Consider the following 15,676-nt stretch of genomic DNA (forward strand, 5'->3'; position numbering starts at 1 on the left):
GATACGCAGAACGTGGCACGCAGTGCAAAACGGGCCGCAAGCCCGTTCAAAGTGCCCGCGGGGATCGCCGGCCGGCTACGGACGCGGCACCTGCCCGGCCCGCACCAACCTGATTTCGCGCAGGTTCTCCCAGTCGGGGATCACGTCCGCTGCGCCGTCGGGTGCGAAGCCGAAATGGCCGTAGAAGCCAATCGCGCGCCCGTTCTCAGCAGCCACCCACAGGCTAGCCGCGCTGTCGCCCAATGCTGCCTCCAGGAGCCGGCGCCCCAGTCCCAGCCCCTGGTGCGATGCCAACAGGTACAGTCCCCACAGTTCCAGGTCCCCGGACGAGGCCGGCCCTGATGTATGCCAGGAGTCGCCGGAAGGCGCACGCCGGATACCCGCGAACCCGACGATCACGCCGTCGTCGCAGGCCACCCACGCTTCCGCAGGCTCCGCGCTCTCCAGGAGGTGGCGCCAAAGCGGCAGGCGGTTATCGGGAGTCTGTGACGCCAGGAACCCCTCGGACAGCATGCCGCGGTACGTCTCCTGCCAGCAGCGGGCGTGGACCTCCGCCAGCCGCTCCACGTCAGCCCGCGCGGCCCGCCGCACGGCCAGGGACACCGCTACGCCGTCCCGCCCGCCAGCGCCTTCCACAGGAAGTGCTGGCTTCGGGCCTGCAGCGCTGCCGCCTGCCGGTTGTCGGACGCTCCGGCGTGACCGCCCTCAAGGGCCTCGTGGAACCAGACGTTCGGGATGCCCATGGCCAGCATCCGGGCAGCCATCTTGCGGGCCTGCACCGGTCCCACGCGGTCGTCGGAGGTGGCCGTCCAAATGAACGTCTCCGGGTACTCAACCCCGTCCTTGAGCAGGTGGTACGGCGAAAACGTCCTGATGTACTCCCACTGCTCCGGCACATCCGGGTCACCGTACTCTGCGATCCACGAATGGCCGGCGGACAGCTTGGTGTAGCGGCGCATATCAAGCAGCGGCACCCCGCAGGAGATTGCCCCGAACAGCTCGGGGTACTGCGTGAGCATGTTTCCCACCAGGAGTCCGCCATTGGACCCGCCCACACAGCCCAGCCGCTCCGGCGAGGTGACACCGCGGGAGATCAGGTGCCGGGCCACGGCCGCAAAGTCCTGGTAAGCCTTGTGCCGGTTCTCCTGCAGGGCTGCCCGGTGCCACCCCGGACCGTATTCACCGCCGCCGCGGATGTTGGCCACCACGTACACACCGCCCCTGGAGTGCGATGCTTCCCCATTGGTGCCGGCGGAAGTGAAAGTCCGGCGTTCCAGCCAGGCCCTGCCCACAATGCCGCTGTAGGCCGGAGTGCGGGAAACCTCAAAACCGCCATAGCCGGAGAGCTGGGTGGGGTTCTGCCCGTCCAGCGGGAGGTCGCGGGAAGAGACTTGGAAGTAGGGAACCCGGGTTCCGTCGTCGGAAACGGCGAAGTGCTGCTGCACTTCATAGTTTTCGTCGGCAAAGAACGACGGCGAGGCCTTGACTGTCTCGTGCCGGCTCGCCACCCCGGGCGTCCCCGCTGCGGCGCGCTCCAACGTGCCCCGCACCAGCGTGCTGGGGGTGGTGAAGCCCGTGGCGACGAGCCAGAAGTCGTCACCCGCGCCGCCGTCGGCTTCGTCTTCATCGTCCACTGCGTAGGCGTTGACGTCGTGCAGCGGCGGGCAGGCATCCAGGAGGGTGGACTCCCATGCTCCGTTGGCGTCACCCGTTGGCCGGGACGGGTCGAGAACACGGATCTCGGAGGAAACGTCCTTCAGGAGGTTGAGCAGCAGGAAGTTCCGGGTCCAGCTCCAGGACTGCAGCGAGGTGTAGGCATCCGGGGTGAACAGCACTGCTACGTCGCGCACACCGGCCAGATAGTCCTCAAACCGGGCGGCGAGGAGCGATCCCGCAGGATAGGTTGACCCGTTCAACACCCAATCTTGCTGGGGACGGAACAGCAGCCATTCCCGGTGCGCGCTGACGTTGACGTCGGTGGGGACGTCGATGACCGTCCAGGAACCCTCGCGCAGTACGGAATTGCTCCTGTTGTAGAAGTCGATGTAGTCAACCGCGAAGGTCCTCTCGAACCCCGGTGTGGAGTCGTGGGCCACCACTGCCATCATGTGGTTCTCCGGCACCTCGAACAGGCGGGGCGCTTCAGCCAGCGAGGCGCCGCGCTTAAGGGTGACGGCTGTCCGGGCATAGGACGAAGCCGTCCGCGGAAGCCCCTCTGCGGTGGAGGCCACCAGCAGCGTGTCCGCATCCAGCCACGACACGTTCCCCTTCGCCGTCGGCAGGTCAAAGCCGCCCCGCGCTGGGTCCACGAATATCCGGGATTCCACATCGAACTCCCGGTAGCGGTTGGCGTCACCGCCGTCAGGTGAAAGCGCCAGCAGCGCCAGACGGTAGGGCGCACCTGGTGCAGGGCGGAGGAAGGTTGCCCCGTGGAAGACCCATTCTTCGCCCTCGGCGGCGGACAGGGCATCGACGTCCAGCAGGACATCCCAAACCGGTGAATCAGTACAGTAGCTGTCCCACGTGGTGCGGCGCCACAGGCCCTTGGGGTTCTGCTGGTCCTTCCAGAAGTTGTAATACCAGTCCCCGCGCTTGCCCACCATGGCGATCCTGTCCGTGGAGTCCAGCACCTCAAGGATCTTGCCCTCGAGTTCCACGTAGTCGGCGTCCTCCAGCAGGTCCTCCGTGCGTGAATTCTGTTCCTTCACCCAGGCCAGTTGCTGCTCGCCGTAAATCTCCTCGAGCCAGGCATTCTCGTCAATGGGCTCGGGCGCGATGCCCGAGGGCGCGGTGCCCGAGGGCGCGGTGCCCGAGGGTGCGGTGCCGGTGGTATCGCCGGAGGCGGGCGCTGGATCAGCTGCAGTGGTGGTCATGCGCCCCATCCAAACAACATCCGCGGACGGCTGGCAAGTCAAGCGTTCAGCGCGTACTTTGTTTCAGCCCGTACTCTGGATGCCGTGGAAAAAACGCAGAGCATCCGGACCGCCATTGTTGGGGCGGGTCCCCGGGGCACCAGTGTCCTGGAACGCCTGCTTGCCCGCAGCGCCGCGTTGACAGCGGCCGGCGCGGGCCCGGTGCAGCTCCACATCGATGTCATTGATCCCTATCCGGCAGGTCCGGGCCACGTGTGGCAGCCAGGGCAGTCGCGGCTGTTCCTGATGAACACGCAGTCCTTCTATCCCACGCTGATCCCCGAGGACCCTGCCCTGGCGCCGCCGGTCGCCGGCAGCACCTTCGACCAGTGGCGGGCCCGGCAGCAGAAGGACCCTGCACCGTCCCTGAGCGAAGAAGAATTGGCGGAACTTGCGGTCCTGACCGCCAGCGATTTCCCCAGCCGTGCACTGTATGGCCGGTACCTCCGCAGCACCGTGGAGGAGCTGATGCGGAACGCACCGGACGGCGTCACCATCGACTTCCACGAAACGTCCGCACTGTCGGTGCGCCCCTCAGGAGACGGAACGTTCGACGTCGGCCTGGCCACGGGAGCCACGATCCGCACCGGATCCGTAGTGCTGGCGCTCGGCCACATCCCGTCCCGGCTGAATCCTGAACAGCGTGAGCTGCAGTCCGCGGCCGAGCAGTTGGGCCTTCGGTATTTTCCTCCTGCGGTGCCGGCGGACGTGGACTGGTCCCTGATTCCGTCCGGGGAACCTGTGCTGGTCCGCGGCATGGGACTGAACTTCTTCGACACCATGGGCCAGCTGACCGAGGGCCGCGGCGGCAAGTTCATCAGCAACGAGACGGTGCTCCGTTACGAGCCCTCGGGCCAGGAACCGCGCATCATTGCTGCCTCCCGGCGAGGAACGCCGTATCGGGCCAAAGCCGCGCTGAACGGCTACTACCCGGCATCCGTGACCCTGCGCTACTTCACCGAGGCTGCGCTGGAACGCTTCAACAAGACCGGTATCCGCCCTGCATTCGACCATGATTTCTGGCCCCTCCTGCACCGCGATGCGCTCTGGGCCTACTACTCCACCCTGGTGCGCTCGCAACCCAATGCCGTGCCTGATTCGGCCGCCTTCCTCGAGGCATTGGACGAGGCACTCCACCCGCACGCGCACAGTGCCGCGAACTGGGAAGACAGCGTGGAGAGCGTCCTCGCTGTCCACGTTGGCCCCCGGCACCGGCTGGACCTTCCGGGGCTCGCTGCGCCGCTGGCCGGCCGGTCCTTCGGGTCGCACGCCGAGCTCGACGCCGCCATCGTGGAGTACCTGCTGGACGATGCGCGCCGCTCCGCCCTGGGCGAGGATGACCCGGTGAAGATGGCCATCGGTGCCCTCCACCATGGCCGCGCGGTGCTGAAGACAGCGGTAGCCGACGGCGGCATCACCGATGAATCCTGGGTCGCTGGGCTGCGTGGCTGGTTCGAGTCGTTTGTGGAAGGACTGGCCAGCGGGCCTCCTGCGCTGCGCTCCGAACAGCTCGCGGCGCTGGCGAGGGCAGGAGTGGTCAGTTTCGTGGGGCCCGACCCCAAGTTCGGGGTGGACCGCAGGAATGGTGTCTTCACTGCCTTCTCGCCATGGGTGGACGATGCACCGGTGGCAGCACGGACCATGGTGGAGGCGCTGGCGCCCGGCAACAGAGTCTCCGCCAACGATTCGCCGGTATTGGAGCAGCTGCTGGCCGACGGCCTGGTGCGGCCACGCCTCATGATGTCGGTAGAGGGTGCCCCTGTGCAGTCCACCGGCCTGGATGTTGAGCCGCACCCTTACCGCCCGCTGGCAGCGAACGGTTCCGTGACGGAAGGCCTCTACGTGCTGGGACTTCAGCTCTCCTCCACCCAGTGGGGCACAGCCATCGCGGCCGAAGCCGTGCAGTCCGGCGGGCCGAACTACCGCAGCGGCCAGCGCACACTGCGCGACGCCGACGAGATCGCCGGCGCCATCCTGGGGCTCTAGCAAACCCCAACGCTCTCTCATTTGATGCGCCTTAAACTTCAACGCTCTCTCACTTGACGTGCCCTAAACTTCAACGCTCTCTCACCCAGTTCACTTGGGTGAGAGAGCGTTGAAGGAATACGCGCATTAGCTGAGAGAGCGTTCGGAAAAGACGCGCATCAAGTGAGAGAGCGTTGACGGCGGTTGCCGAAACCGGTCCCTTAGCCCCGCAGGCACACCTGGTACTGGAGCCAGGCTGCAGCGTAGCGTATCCAGCCCAGGACGTCGTACCACTTGGTCGGCTTCGTCGGCGGGGTACACACCGGCTCAACTGGAACGCTTGCCACCGTCACCTCAACAGTGACTGCGGTGCCGGATTCAGGTGCGGTGAGGACAAGGGTTCCTGTGCCGGCAGCGGCGCCCGAGGGAACGGGCAGGCTGACGTTCCCTGCGCCGGCTTCCACGGGCACGGATCCGAGCTGGGTGGCCGTGCCCGCAGAGTCGGTGAACACGGCTGACAGAGTCCTGTTGACCGGGCTGCCGAGCGACGTCAGGTCCAGCTTGGACACTGCCAGCGTGATGGGCTCACCCGGCTTGACCTCACCGGAGGTGGTGTTGGTGACGGCAACGGAGCGGCGGGCAAAGTCAGGCGAGACCGGGCTGCTCCTCTGCAGGTATCCGATCCACGCGTCCCGGTCCACCAGGCCTGAGTCCTTGGTGTTGGACCCTTCAGTGAAAATCCGGAAGTTATCGCCCCCGGTAGCCAGGAAGCTGAACGTACCCACCCGGTAGGACTTGGCCGGATCGAGCGCGGCCCCGTTCACCCGGACGGAGGTGATGCGGTCCCCGGCGGGCCGGGCCGAATCGTAGGTGTAATTCACGTTCCTGGACAGGCCGAGCTGGATGTAGGCGCGGCTGGGCACCGTTCCGTCCGGGTTGGTCTGCCACTGCTGCTCCAGCAGCGTCTTGAACTGGGCGCCGGTCAGGGAAGTGGTCCACAGGTTGTTCACAAACGGGAGCACCGCGTTGGCCTCGGCGTAAGTAATGGTTCCGTCGGGCGCGTAGTACAGCTCGTTCCGGAGTCCGCCGGCATTGACCACACCGATTTCGGCGCCGCCCAATTCCGCCGGCTGCAGCGAATTCAGCAGGGAATCGGCCACCAGGTTGCCCAGGGTGGACTCGCTGCCGCGGTCATCACGTTTGGCAACACCGGCGGCGTCAGTAGTGAAGGCCGTAGTGATGTCCGCCGTGACAGCGCCAACGGGCTGGTTGCCCACGACGGCGGCATCCGCGAGTGCCTTCTTGACGATGGCGTCGACGGCGGCAACCCGCGGGAAGGCGGCGATCAGGTCAGCGGCGGGATCGGTGGTCCGCTTGACGTTGCCGGCCTTGTAAGCCGCTACCTCCTTGGTGGCGGTGTCAACGGTGAGCTGGATCTGCCCCACATTCTCGCCGTAGTTGCCCGTCTGGACGATGGGGCGGGTCTTGCCCTCGCCACCCGGGACCGGGGCGTCCCAGGAGTATTCCTTGTGGGTGTGGCCGGTGAAGATCGCGTCGACGTCTGAGGAGGTCTGGGTGACCAGCTTCGCGAAGGGTCCGCCGGCGGCCACTTCCTCCTCCAAGGTGGCGCCTTCCACAGTTCCCGAACCCGCGCCGTCGTGGTTTTCCACGATGATGACGTCGGCAAGCTTCTCCGACGTGATCCGCGCCGCTGCCCGGTTGATGGCGTCCACCGGGTCGCCGAACTCAAGGTCGGTGATGCCGGCGGGGGTCACCAGGGAGGGAACCTCCCTGGTGACGGTGCCGATGACGGCCACCTTGATCCCGTTCATGTCCAGGACGGTGAACTCGGGGAGGACCGGTTCGGTGGTGCCCTTCTTGTAGACGTTGGCTCCCAGGTAGGGGAACTTCGCATTGGCACCGCCGGCGACGACGCGGTCCTGCAGGTCCGCCCAGCCGCCGTCGAACTCATGGTTGCCTACGGCGGATGCCTGAAGCTCCAGGGCGTTCAGCACGTCGACAGTGGGCTGGTCCTTGGCGACGGCGGACGCAAACAGCGACGCCCCGATATTGTCGCCGGCCGAGAGGAAAGCGGTGGCGCCGGGAGCGGCTGCGGCCCGGAGCTTCTCAATGGTGCCGGCAAACTGGACCGTGTTGGTGTCAATCCTGCCGTGGAAGTCGTTGATCCCCAGGAAATTCAGGTCAACGGTGGCGGGTGCGGACGCCAGGTTCAAGCCCACAATCACAGGGTCGTGGTCGCTGGCGCGGTACTGGTCCGGCGCGTAGTAGTCGGTGACGTTGTTGTTGTAGCGGCTGTACTCCAGGGCTACGGATTCAACCGAGTTGATGTTCCAGATGTCGGCTCCGGTGACCGTGGCGTCTGCTGCCGGGGAAGCCAGGATGTGGTCCAGGGAACCCACCATTCCGCCGAACAGGTAGGAGTGCTTGGCGGTGCCGTCGGCGTTGCGTGCCTTGTCGTCCTGGTTGACGTAGCCCTCCGCCGTGAAGACGTTGATGGGGTCTTCCTTGGCGTACGCGTTGAAGTCGCCGATGAGGAAGACCTTGTCCGTGCCCTTGGACTGCTGCAGGGACTTGGTGAACTCCAGAAGGGACTTCGCCTGGGCTGTACGCGCCAGGTTGGACGCACCTTGTCCCTTGTCCGTGTCCTCCGGAGTGGCAGCGGAGCCCTTGGACTTGAAGTGGTTGGCGATGGCGATGAACTCTGTCCCGGCGCCGCCACCCACTGGCTTGAAGACCTGGGCCAGCGGCTTGCGCGCGCTGGCGAATGCCACGGTGTCGTTGTGGATCATGGACTCACCCACAGGTTCTGCAACTGCCTTTTTATAGATGAAGGCGGTGCGGATCATGTCCTCGTCGCTGAGCGGCGGCGCGTTGGCAGGCGAACGGACGTAGTCCCAGATGCCCGGGGTCTGGACGTTCAGTGCATCCACCAGCTTGGCCAGGGCGTCATCCCGGTTCTTGCCGAACTGGGCGGAATTTTCCATCTCCATCAGCGTGACAACATCCGCGCCGGCCTTGGTGATGGCCGCGACGATCTTGTCCTGCTGCCGTTCGAAGTTCTCAGCGTTGGCGGCGCCGCGGGCATCACAGCCACCGCGGACAGTGATGGGGTTGCCGGCCCGGTCCTCGTAGAACGTGCAACCCGCCAAGGTGTCGCCTGTGGTGGGAAAGTAGTTGAGGACGTTGAAGGAGGCGAGCTTCAGGTTGCCTCCTACCGCGGCGGGAGCTTCAGTGCGGGTGGCACCGAACGTGGCGGGCTGTACCGTGGCCTTGTTGCCCTCCGTCAGGTGTGTCAGTGGCTGGAGCTTCCAGGCATCGTTGGCATAGCCGAGGACCACGTTGGTGGTGAACGTGACGGGGGATCCCACCCGTACCGGTTCAGTAGTGGTCAGGTAGGGCAGGAACTGCGCCTTCGTGGCCGCGTCCCTGAGGAAATTGGTGCTGGAGCCGTCGTCGAGCTTGATGCCCCGGGCGGCATTTTCCGCCACAGTTGCCGTGTGCTCGGCTGAGCCGTAGGGGGCGACGGCGGTGGGCTGGACCAGCGGAGTTGTTCCGCCGGCGAGGCTTATCTCGCCGTACTGGTTCAGGGTGTAGTTGTCCGTCACCGTCAACGGGCCCTGGGGCGCCAGGAGCATGCCTTCCAGGGATTCACGGAAGGTCTCGTTGGCGGGCAGGGTGAAGGTGGTCGCCTTCACTTCGGGTGCAGGGTCTGTCAGCTTGGTGAGCCCTGTCGCTGCCGTGACGTTGAGCTGGGTCATGCCAAAGTACTCGGCCACCGCGCCCGTCACCTGAACGTGGTCTCCGGCCTGGACTGAAGCCGCGGTGGCGGGGGAGTAGACGAAGATCCCGTCCGACGCCGCATGGTTGGTTGCCGTCAGATCCCCGCCGGTTCCCGGGGTCTGCACGTAGTAGCCGTTGAGCCCGCCGGTGGGGAAGACTGCCGTGACCTTGCCCGTGGTGGTCACCGTGGATCCGGTCAGAGGGCTACCGGTGCCCGTGCCCTGGATTTCGGCGATGGTCCGGGTTGAAGGGGTGGGCGTGGGGTCAGGGGTTGGGGCAGGCGTGGGGTCCGGGGCCGAGGTGCCACCCCCCGCCGTCGGGGTAATGCTGGCACTGAGCGAGAAGTCCGCGGAGTTGCTGTTGCTGTCCGCGCCGGCTGCGCGGTTCAGGCTTCTGACGTCGGTGTTGGCGGACGGCGCCGGGGCTGCCTGCGTTTCGAAAGTGTTCGAGGTGCCGTAACCAAGGAGATCGGCCACGCCGGCTGGCTCCACCTGGGAACCGGTGCCCAGCACGACGGCGGTGCGCTGCTTTGCGAGGATGAGCGTCCCGGCGCTGCCCGAGGGGTTGATGCCGGCGGCCACCAGGTCCGCTGCCGGCAGGTCTGCACCGGCAGCGCCACCGTTATTGCTTCCTCCCTGGATGAGGTAATGCCCCCTCGCCGGGATGGAACCGGTCAGTGCAGCCACGCCGGTGGGGGCTGTGATGGCTGAGGCGGCGCGGTACTGAAGCGACCAGCCCTCCAGGGAAACCGGAGCGTCCGAGGAGTTGTACAGCTCAACGAATTTGTTCTTGTAGGCAGCTCCGGCGCTGCCACCGCTGAGATAGGCCTCGTTGATCACAACGGGCGAGGTTCCCGCCGCGGCTGAGACCTCCGCGACAGGGTCGGCAGCAGCAGGAAGCGCCGCAAAGGGGGCTATGAGCCCCGCCGACAGCGCTGTCCCCAGCGCTAATTTCCAAGGTGATTGATGCATCCGCTCTTACTTTCAGAAGGGTCTCCCCGGTAGGGGAGCCGATGGAAGGTGTCCAGGTTTTACGGATGGACGAGGGCCCGGATCCTGCTCCTGGTCAAGTGGTATCCGGCACATCACAACAGCGCTGAATGAACGCAAGGTTGATAGCGCGTGCATTCGGCAGGACGTTCCCCAGCGGAACGTCCTGCCCCGCCGGCCGGCGCCCCAGTAGCCCGGTCCGGTGATGCTGTCAGCAGTGGTTGGGTTGGTGGCCGGAACCGCATGTGCCGGCCATCACAAAAGAATACCGGCCGGCAGTTCTTTTAACATTTTTGCGATCCATGAACCAGGCTTCTGCCTACTGGTCCTGCATAGACCCGGAGGGGCTCGACATAACCTTGAACATGCCGCCCATGGGATCTGCCAGGTGCGCAACCCTGCCGAAGTCGCTGACCGCCCGGCACATCGCCTGCAGGTGCCGGGACAAACGAAGGACCCCTGTCCGCCAGCACGCTGGCGGACAGGGGTCCCAATCGCGGAAGGTAAGAGATTCGAACTCTTGGTACGGGGTTACCGCACACTAGTTTTCAAGACTAGCTCCTTCGGCCGCTCGGACAACCTTCCTCGACTAGTAGTGTTTCATAGGCACTTGCCTGCAACAAAACAGAGACCGGAAGCTGTCCGGTGCACACTGGTTGCAGCCAGTATTCAGTCAGAAACGGGAGTGTTCCATGAAAGCCGTCTACATATCCGAACCGGGCGGCCCGGAAGTACTTGAGGTCCGCGAGGCGGACGCTCCGGTGCCCGGACCCGGGGAGGTGCTGATCGACGTCGTCGCCGCCGGTCTGAACCGCGCGGACGTGCAGCAGCGCAGGGGTTTTTACCCGCCGCCGCCCGGCGCTTCCGAGATTCCGGGGCTGGAGGTTTCCGGCCGAATCGCAGGCTTTGGTCCCGGCGTCAGCAAGCCCTTTTCCCTTGGCGACAAGGTGGTGGCACTGCTGGCCGGCGGCGGCTATGCCCAGCAGGTGGCGGTGCCGGCTGAGCAGGTCCTGCGCGTGCCCGACGGCGTGGACCTGGTCACCGGGGCGTCGCTGCCTGAGGTGGCCGCCACTGTTTACTCCAACCTGGTGATGACTGCCCAGCTCCAGGCCGGCGAGACCGTCCTGATCCACGGTGCCACCGGCGGTATCGGTACCATGGCCATCCAGCTGGCCAAGGCCTTGGGCGCCAAAGTGGCAACGACGGCCGGCACGGACGAAAAGGTGGGGACGGCAAAAGCCTTCCTCGGTGCCGATATCGCGATCAATTACGCCGAAGAGGATTTCCCGGCGAGCCTCCGCGAGCAGAATGGCGGGCGTGGCGCTGACGTGATCCTCGACGTCGTCGGTGCCAAGTACCTGGCGCAGAATGTGGATGCGCTCGCCGACTACGGACGCCTGGTGGTGATTGGCCTGCAGGGCGGCACCAAGGGGGAGCTGGACCTGGGCCAGCTGCTGAAGAAGCGGGCCGCGGTGGTGGCAACGGCGCTAAGGCCACGGCCGGTCGAAGAAAAAGGTGCCATCATGAACGCGGTCCGTGATGCCGTCTGGCCTCTGGTCAGCGATGGCAGGATCCGTCCGCTGGTGGCCAAGACCTTCCCGCTGGACCAGGTCCAGGCCGCGCATAAGTACTTTGACAGCGGCGACCACGTGGGGAAGATTCTCCTGCTCATGTAGGGACGTTGGGGTGGCATAGATACTGAGTATTGCTTCGGCATCCTTCCTGCGTTACGCTCCGACATACGCGGTATGCACGCGCCTTGGGGGAGCGTGCACACCAAAGCATTCAAGCGCAAGGAGCGCCATGTCCATCCGCCACAGCCTCCTCGCCCTGCTCCAGGACCAGCCGCGCTACGGCTACCAGCTGCGGGTCGAGTTCGAAAACCGCACAGGAGCCACCTGGCCGCTGAATATCGGTCAGGTATACACCACGCTGGACCGGCTGGAACGCGACGGCCTCGTCTCCAAGGACGGCGACGACGGCGAGGGCCACGTGATCTACAGCATCACCGACGCCGGCAAAGCCGAGGTGGGGAACTGGTTCGCGGCCCCGGTGGAGCGGAACAACCCGCCGCGCAACGAGCTTGCCATCAAGCTGGCGCTCGCCGTCACCATCCCGGGCGTGGACGTGCAAGGCATCATCCAGGCGCAGCGGGTGGCGTCCATCAGGGCCCTGCAGGACTACACCAAGGCCCGCAGGGACACCGCCACGAGCCAGCGCCCGGGAGACACCGCCTGGCTGCTGGTCATTGATTCCCTGATCTTCCAAACGGAAGCAGAGGTCCGCTGGCTGGATCTTTGTGAAGCCAGGATGGTCCAGCAGGCGCAGGCACGCAGGACGTCCATTGGGGTTACCGAAGCCGCAGCCCCGCTCAGCACGGACAGCCGCCGGTGAGCGTCAAGGGTGCGCAGCAGGTCCTGGAACTTGCCGGGGTGAGCAAAACTTTCGGGGAGGGCGCGACGGCGGTTGCCGCACTTCGCGACGTCGACCTCACCATCGGTGCGGGAGAGTTCGTTGCGGTGATGGGACCGTCCGGGTCCGGCAAGTCCTCCTTGCTGGCGCTCGCCGGGGGACTGGACCGCCCGACGTCGGGCAGTGTCTTTGTTGAGTCCACCCCGCTGGCGGGGTTGGGGCTGAATGACCTGGCGCGCCTCCGGCGCCGCGCCGTCGGCTACGTCTTCCAGGACTTCAACCTCGTCCCCACCCTGACGGCGGCCGAGAACGTGGCGCTGCCGCTGGAACTGGACGGCACGGCATCCCGGAAAGCCCATCGGCAGGCGCTGGACGCGCTGCGGCAGGTGGGAATCCCCGAGTTGGCGGACCGCTTCATGGACCAGATGTCCGGAGGCCAGCAGCAGCGCGTGGCCATAGCCCGTGCCGTCGTGGGACAACGGCGCCTGATCCTTGCGGACGAGCCGACGGGAGCACTTGATTCCACTACCGGCCAAGGGGTCATGGAAGTACTGCGCTCCCGTGCGGAGGCAGGTGCCGCCGTTATGCTCGTCACTCACGAGGCCCGGCACGCGGCCTGGGCGGACCGCGTGGTGTTCCTTCGCGACGGCAGCATCGTGGACCAAGCGGCTGCACTGCAGGATCCCGCTGTTCTGCTGGCGCAGGCAGGCCTCTGATGCCGCTGGACCTCGCCCCGGCCCCGGGCGGGCGCCGGGGCAGTTTCCGCGTTGCCCTGCTCATGGCCCGCCGGGACATCAACCGGCACAAAGGGCGCTCGCTGCTCATCATCCTGCTGATCATGCTTCCGGTAGCCGGCATGAGCGGGGCGGTTACTCTGTTCCAGAGCACGCAGAAAACTCCGGAAGAAATTGTCCGGTACGAGCTAGGGGGCACGCAGGCCCGGTTCAGTGCCCTGCCCGTGCCCAACGCCGATTCTGTCCAGGATCCACTGAACGACGCAATGGTTGCGTACAGCACAGGAGTCCATGATGCGGACTTCACCAGCGCGGACCCTGCGGACCTTATCCCGCCGGGTTATGAGGTTCTGCCGCAACGCCAGTTGGACCTGACAACGGGTGTGGGGGCGGCTACGGTGTCCCTGCAGGGCCGGCTGGTTGACGCACTGCATCCCGCCTTTACAGGAAAGTACGCACTCCTTGAGGGAAGGGCTCCCCGGTCCGCGGAAGAGGTCTTGGTTTCTCCCGGCTTGCTGGAGCGGTTCAGCCTTGGGCTGGGCGAGCAAATAACGACGTGTCGGCGGGTTCTTTTGTGCCCGTCGGAACCCTCCGGGATGCCAATGCTTCGGATCGGAACTCCTATATTTTCCTGCGTGACGGGCAGGTGCCGGATTCTGTCCTGAACCAGCAGCCCGGATCTGCGCAGGCAGTGTCCTACTACCTTGTTGGCCCGGAACCGGTGACGTGGTCCCTTGTTCGGGAGGCCAACAGCCAAGGGGTGGGTGTGCTGTCGCGCAGTGTGGTGCTTAATCCGCCATCTGCGGATCAGCGGGCTATCCAGGGCGCCCCGCCTCCTCAGCGGCGTTCAGACTTTATGGCGCTTTATGCCACGTTCGGCCTGATGGCCGCTCTGGCGCTCCTGGAGGTTGGCCTCCTGGCAGGAGCCGCTTTCGCGGTTGGTGCCAAAAGACAGGTTCGGGAGCTGGCGCTGCTGGCGGCGTCAGGAGCCGATTCACCGACAGTCCGCTCCGTGGTGACGGCAGGGGGACTGTGGCTGGGCGGCATTGCAGTCCTGTCCGGTGCCGCATTGGGCCTCTGCTCGGCGGCAGCCGTGGTGCACTGGGTACGCTTTATGGGTTCCCCGCGCTTTCCCGGCTTCCATCCTGACGTGCCGCTGACACTGGTCTCCATGGTCATGGGCCTGGTGTGCTGCATCCTTGCGGCGATGGCTCCGGCGAACCAGGTAGCCCGGCAGGCGGCGCTCGGCGCCCTCAAATCCGGCAGGGCCCCTGCCGGCAATGGAAAACGGACAAGCCTGGCCGGGGCCGCGTTGCTGCTCGTGGCAGGCGGGCTGCTGGCCACGGGATGGCTGCTCGGACAGTCAGCCGCCGATCCGGACATAAAAGCCGGGCAGCTCCCACTGGTTGCGGGGTTGTTGATTGCGGGAGCCGTCCTTGCCGTCGTCGGCTTTGTGCTCATCGTCGGCTGGGTCATTGTTGTCCTGACCGCCAGAACGGACTGGTTGCCGCTGTCCGTGCGGCTGGCTGCCCGCGACTCCACCAGGAACCGTGGCCGCACCATACCAGCAGTGGCCGCTGTTCTCGCCGCCGCCACCCTCGCGAGCGCCGCATTGGTCCTCTTGGCCAGTCAGCAGGCCGGGATGCGGGAGAACCATTACTGGAATGCCCTGGAGAACCAGACCTTTCTGCCGTTGTCCATCGAGCGTCCTTTCCTGGCTGACGGCAGCAGCCAGCCGCCGGTCGACGTCGAAGCAGCGGATCTTTCTTCCGCCCTAACGGGTGCCCTCGGCAGCAGCGTTGCCTGGACGAAGATGATTAGTGCTCCAGCCTATGTTCGAAACTGCGCGTTCGGGCCCGGCTCGGACTTGTCGGTGCCGGCCAGGACGGCCACCTCCAACTGCCTGCAGTATTCGTTGGCCAAACCCCCGGGCAACGAATGCCCCGTCACGCCGCAGGGAAGGGTTGTAAACCGTGACGACTGGCGGTGCCGGGGCTCCCTCGCCCAGTCGCCGGGATCCCAGAGTTCGATCATGATTGGTGACGCTGAGGTCATTGGGGCCGTGCTCGGGCGTGAAGCAGGCCAGGAGGCCTTGGCTGTCCTGGACGCGGGAGGCATGGTGGTGACCAACCCCGTCTTCGTCCGCGATGGGGAAACCGTGCTGCTGGCGCAGGATGTCCGCACGCAGGCCGAACAGCCGGACCCCTACTTAATGCATGAAACTGTCAGCAGTACTGCCCTTGCCGCCGCGGTTGTTGAGCCTGCCGAAGCCGTTCCGTACTACGGCTTCATTTCGGAAGAGACGGCCCAACGGCTCGGTATGCAGCCTGGGCCCGCTGAGCTCCTGGTCCAGTTGAACCGGCACCCGTCCGCGGCTGAGGCGGATGCGGCAGCTGCCGCCGTTGCCGCCGTCTACCAGCAACCCAGGGCAGGGTTCTGGGTGGAGCCGGGCATTTCGCAGGAGAATCCCTGGATGACCTGGTCGATTGTTGCCCTCAGCGCACTGATCACGTTCAGTGCTGCCGGTATTACCGCGGGCTTGTCGCTTGCGGATGCCCGTCCGGATCACGCAACGCTTGCTGCAGTAGGTGCCTCCCCTCGGCTGCGGAAAGGATTGGCCGGTTCGCAGGCGCTGCTCACGTCCGGTCTGGGGACGTTGCTCGGCTGTTCCGCGGGTGCTTTGCCCGCAGTTCTCATTGCCAGTGCTACCGGAATGAGCGCTTCGGTGGACGTTCCCTGGCTGCACCTGCTGGCACTCCTGGTTGCAGTTCCGCTGACCGGTACTTTCCTGGCCTGGCTCTTCACCCGGGCCCGACTGCCGGCATCGCGGCGCGCGGTGGGGATATGAGCAATTAGGTCACTA

At 65.7% G+C, this 15,676-nt stretch carries 9 protein-coding genes and 1 tRNA gene; 6 read left to right on the forward strand and 4 right to left on the reverse strand.

The window, feature by feature from the left end:
- Positions 1-75 precede the first annotated feature (75 nt).
- Complete coding sequence (locus tag M8J71_RS02865) at positions 76-636, reverse strand: GNAT family N-acetyltransferase (RefSeq protein WP_256246500.1); 561 nt, start codon at positions 634-636, stop codon at positions 76-78.
- Positions 606-2,873, reverse strand: a complete 2,268-nt coding sequence (locus M8J71_RS02870) for a prolyl oligopeptidase family serine peptidase (RefSeq protein ID WP_256246501.1) — start codon at positions 2,871-2,873, stop codon at positions 606-608. The genes M8J71_RS02865 and M8J71_RS02870 overlap by 31 nt, the downstream gene beginning before the upstream one ends.
- 84 nt (positions 2,874-2,957) lie before the next feature.
- On the opposite strand from M8J71_RS02870, the gene M8J71_RS02875 reads away from it, so the two are divergent.
- Complete coding sequence (locus M8J71_RS02875; protein ID WP_256246502.1) at positions 2,958-4,898, forward strand: FAD/NAD(P)-binding protein; 1,941 nt, start codon at positions 2,958-2,960, stop codon at positions 4,896-4,898.
- Positions 4,899-5,098: 200 nt separating this feature from the next.
- Here M8J71_RS02875 and M8J71_RS02880 read toward each other — a convergent pair whose 3' ends face one another.
- The gene (locus M8J71_RS02880) at positions 5,099-9,649 is read right to left on the reverse strand and encodes an ExeM/NucH family extracellular endonuclease (RefSeq protein WP_256246503.1); all 4,551 of its coding nucleotides are present in this window, start codon (positions 9,647-9,649) and stop codon (positions 5,099-5,101) included.
- A 515-nt stretch (positions 9,650-10,164) separates the two neighbouring features.
- A tRNA-Ser gene (locus tag M8J71_RS02885) sits at positions 10,165-10,252 on the reverse strand.
- Positions 10,253-10,359: 107 nt separating this feature from the next.
- Between M8J71_RS02885 and M8J71_RS02890 the strand changes: the two genes are divergently transcribed.
- The 5 genes from M8J71_RS02890 to M8J71_RS02910 all read left to right on the forward strand — a co-directional run bounded on the left by M8J71_RS02890 (position 10,360) and on the right by M8J71_RS02910 (position 15,661).
- Entirely contained in the window at positions 10,360-11,343 is a 984-nt protein-coding gene (locus tag M8J71_RS02890; RefSeq protein ID WP_256246504.1) for an NAD(P)H-quinone oxidoreductase, read from the forward strand.
- 127 nt (positions 11,344-11,470) lie between these two features.
- Positions 11,471-12,061 (forward strand): PadR family transcriptional regulator, encoded by a 591-nt coding sequence (locus tag M8J71_RS02895; protein ID WP_256246505.1) that lies wholly within the window; start codon positions 11,471-11,473, stop codon positions 12,059-12,061.
- Positions 12,058-12,795, forward strand: a complete 738-nt coding sequence (locus M8J71_RS02900; RefSeq protein WP_256246506.1) for an ABC transporter ATP-binding protein — start codon at positions 12,058-12,060, stop codon at positions 12,793-12,795. Before M8J71_RS02895 ends, M8J71_RS02900 begins: the two co-directional genes overlap by 4 nt.
- The gene (locus M8J71_RS02905; RefSeq protein WP_256246507.1) at positions 12,795-13,478 is read left to right on the forward strand and encodes a hypothetical protein; all 684 of its coding nucleotides are present in this window, start codon (positions 12,795-12,797) and stop codon (positions 13,476-13,478) included. Before M8J71_RS02900 ends, M8J71_RS02905 begins: the two co-directional genes overlap by 1 nt.
- Complete coding sequence (locus M8J71_RS02910; RefSeq protein WP_256246508.1) at positions 13,388-15,661, forward strand: FtsX-like permease family protein; 2,274 nt, start codon at positions 13,388-13,390, stop codon at positions 15,659-15,661. The genes M8J71_RS02905 and M8J71_RS02910 overlap by 91 nt, the downstream gene beginning before the upstream one ends.
- Positions 15,662-15,676: the final 15 nt, after the last annotated feature.

Origin of the sequence: Pseudarthrobacter sp. R1, from assembly GCF_024494415.1 — a bacterium.
In the GTDB taxonomy this organism is placed as follows: Bacteria; Actinomycetota; Actinomycetes; order Actinomycetales; family Micrococcaceae; genus Arthrobacter.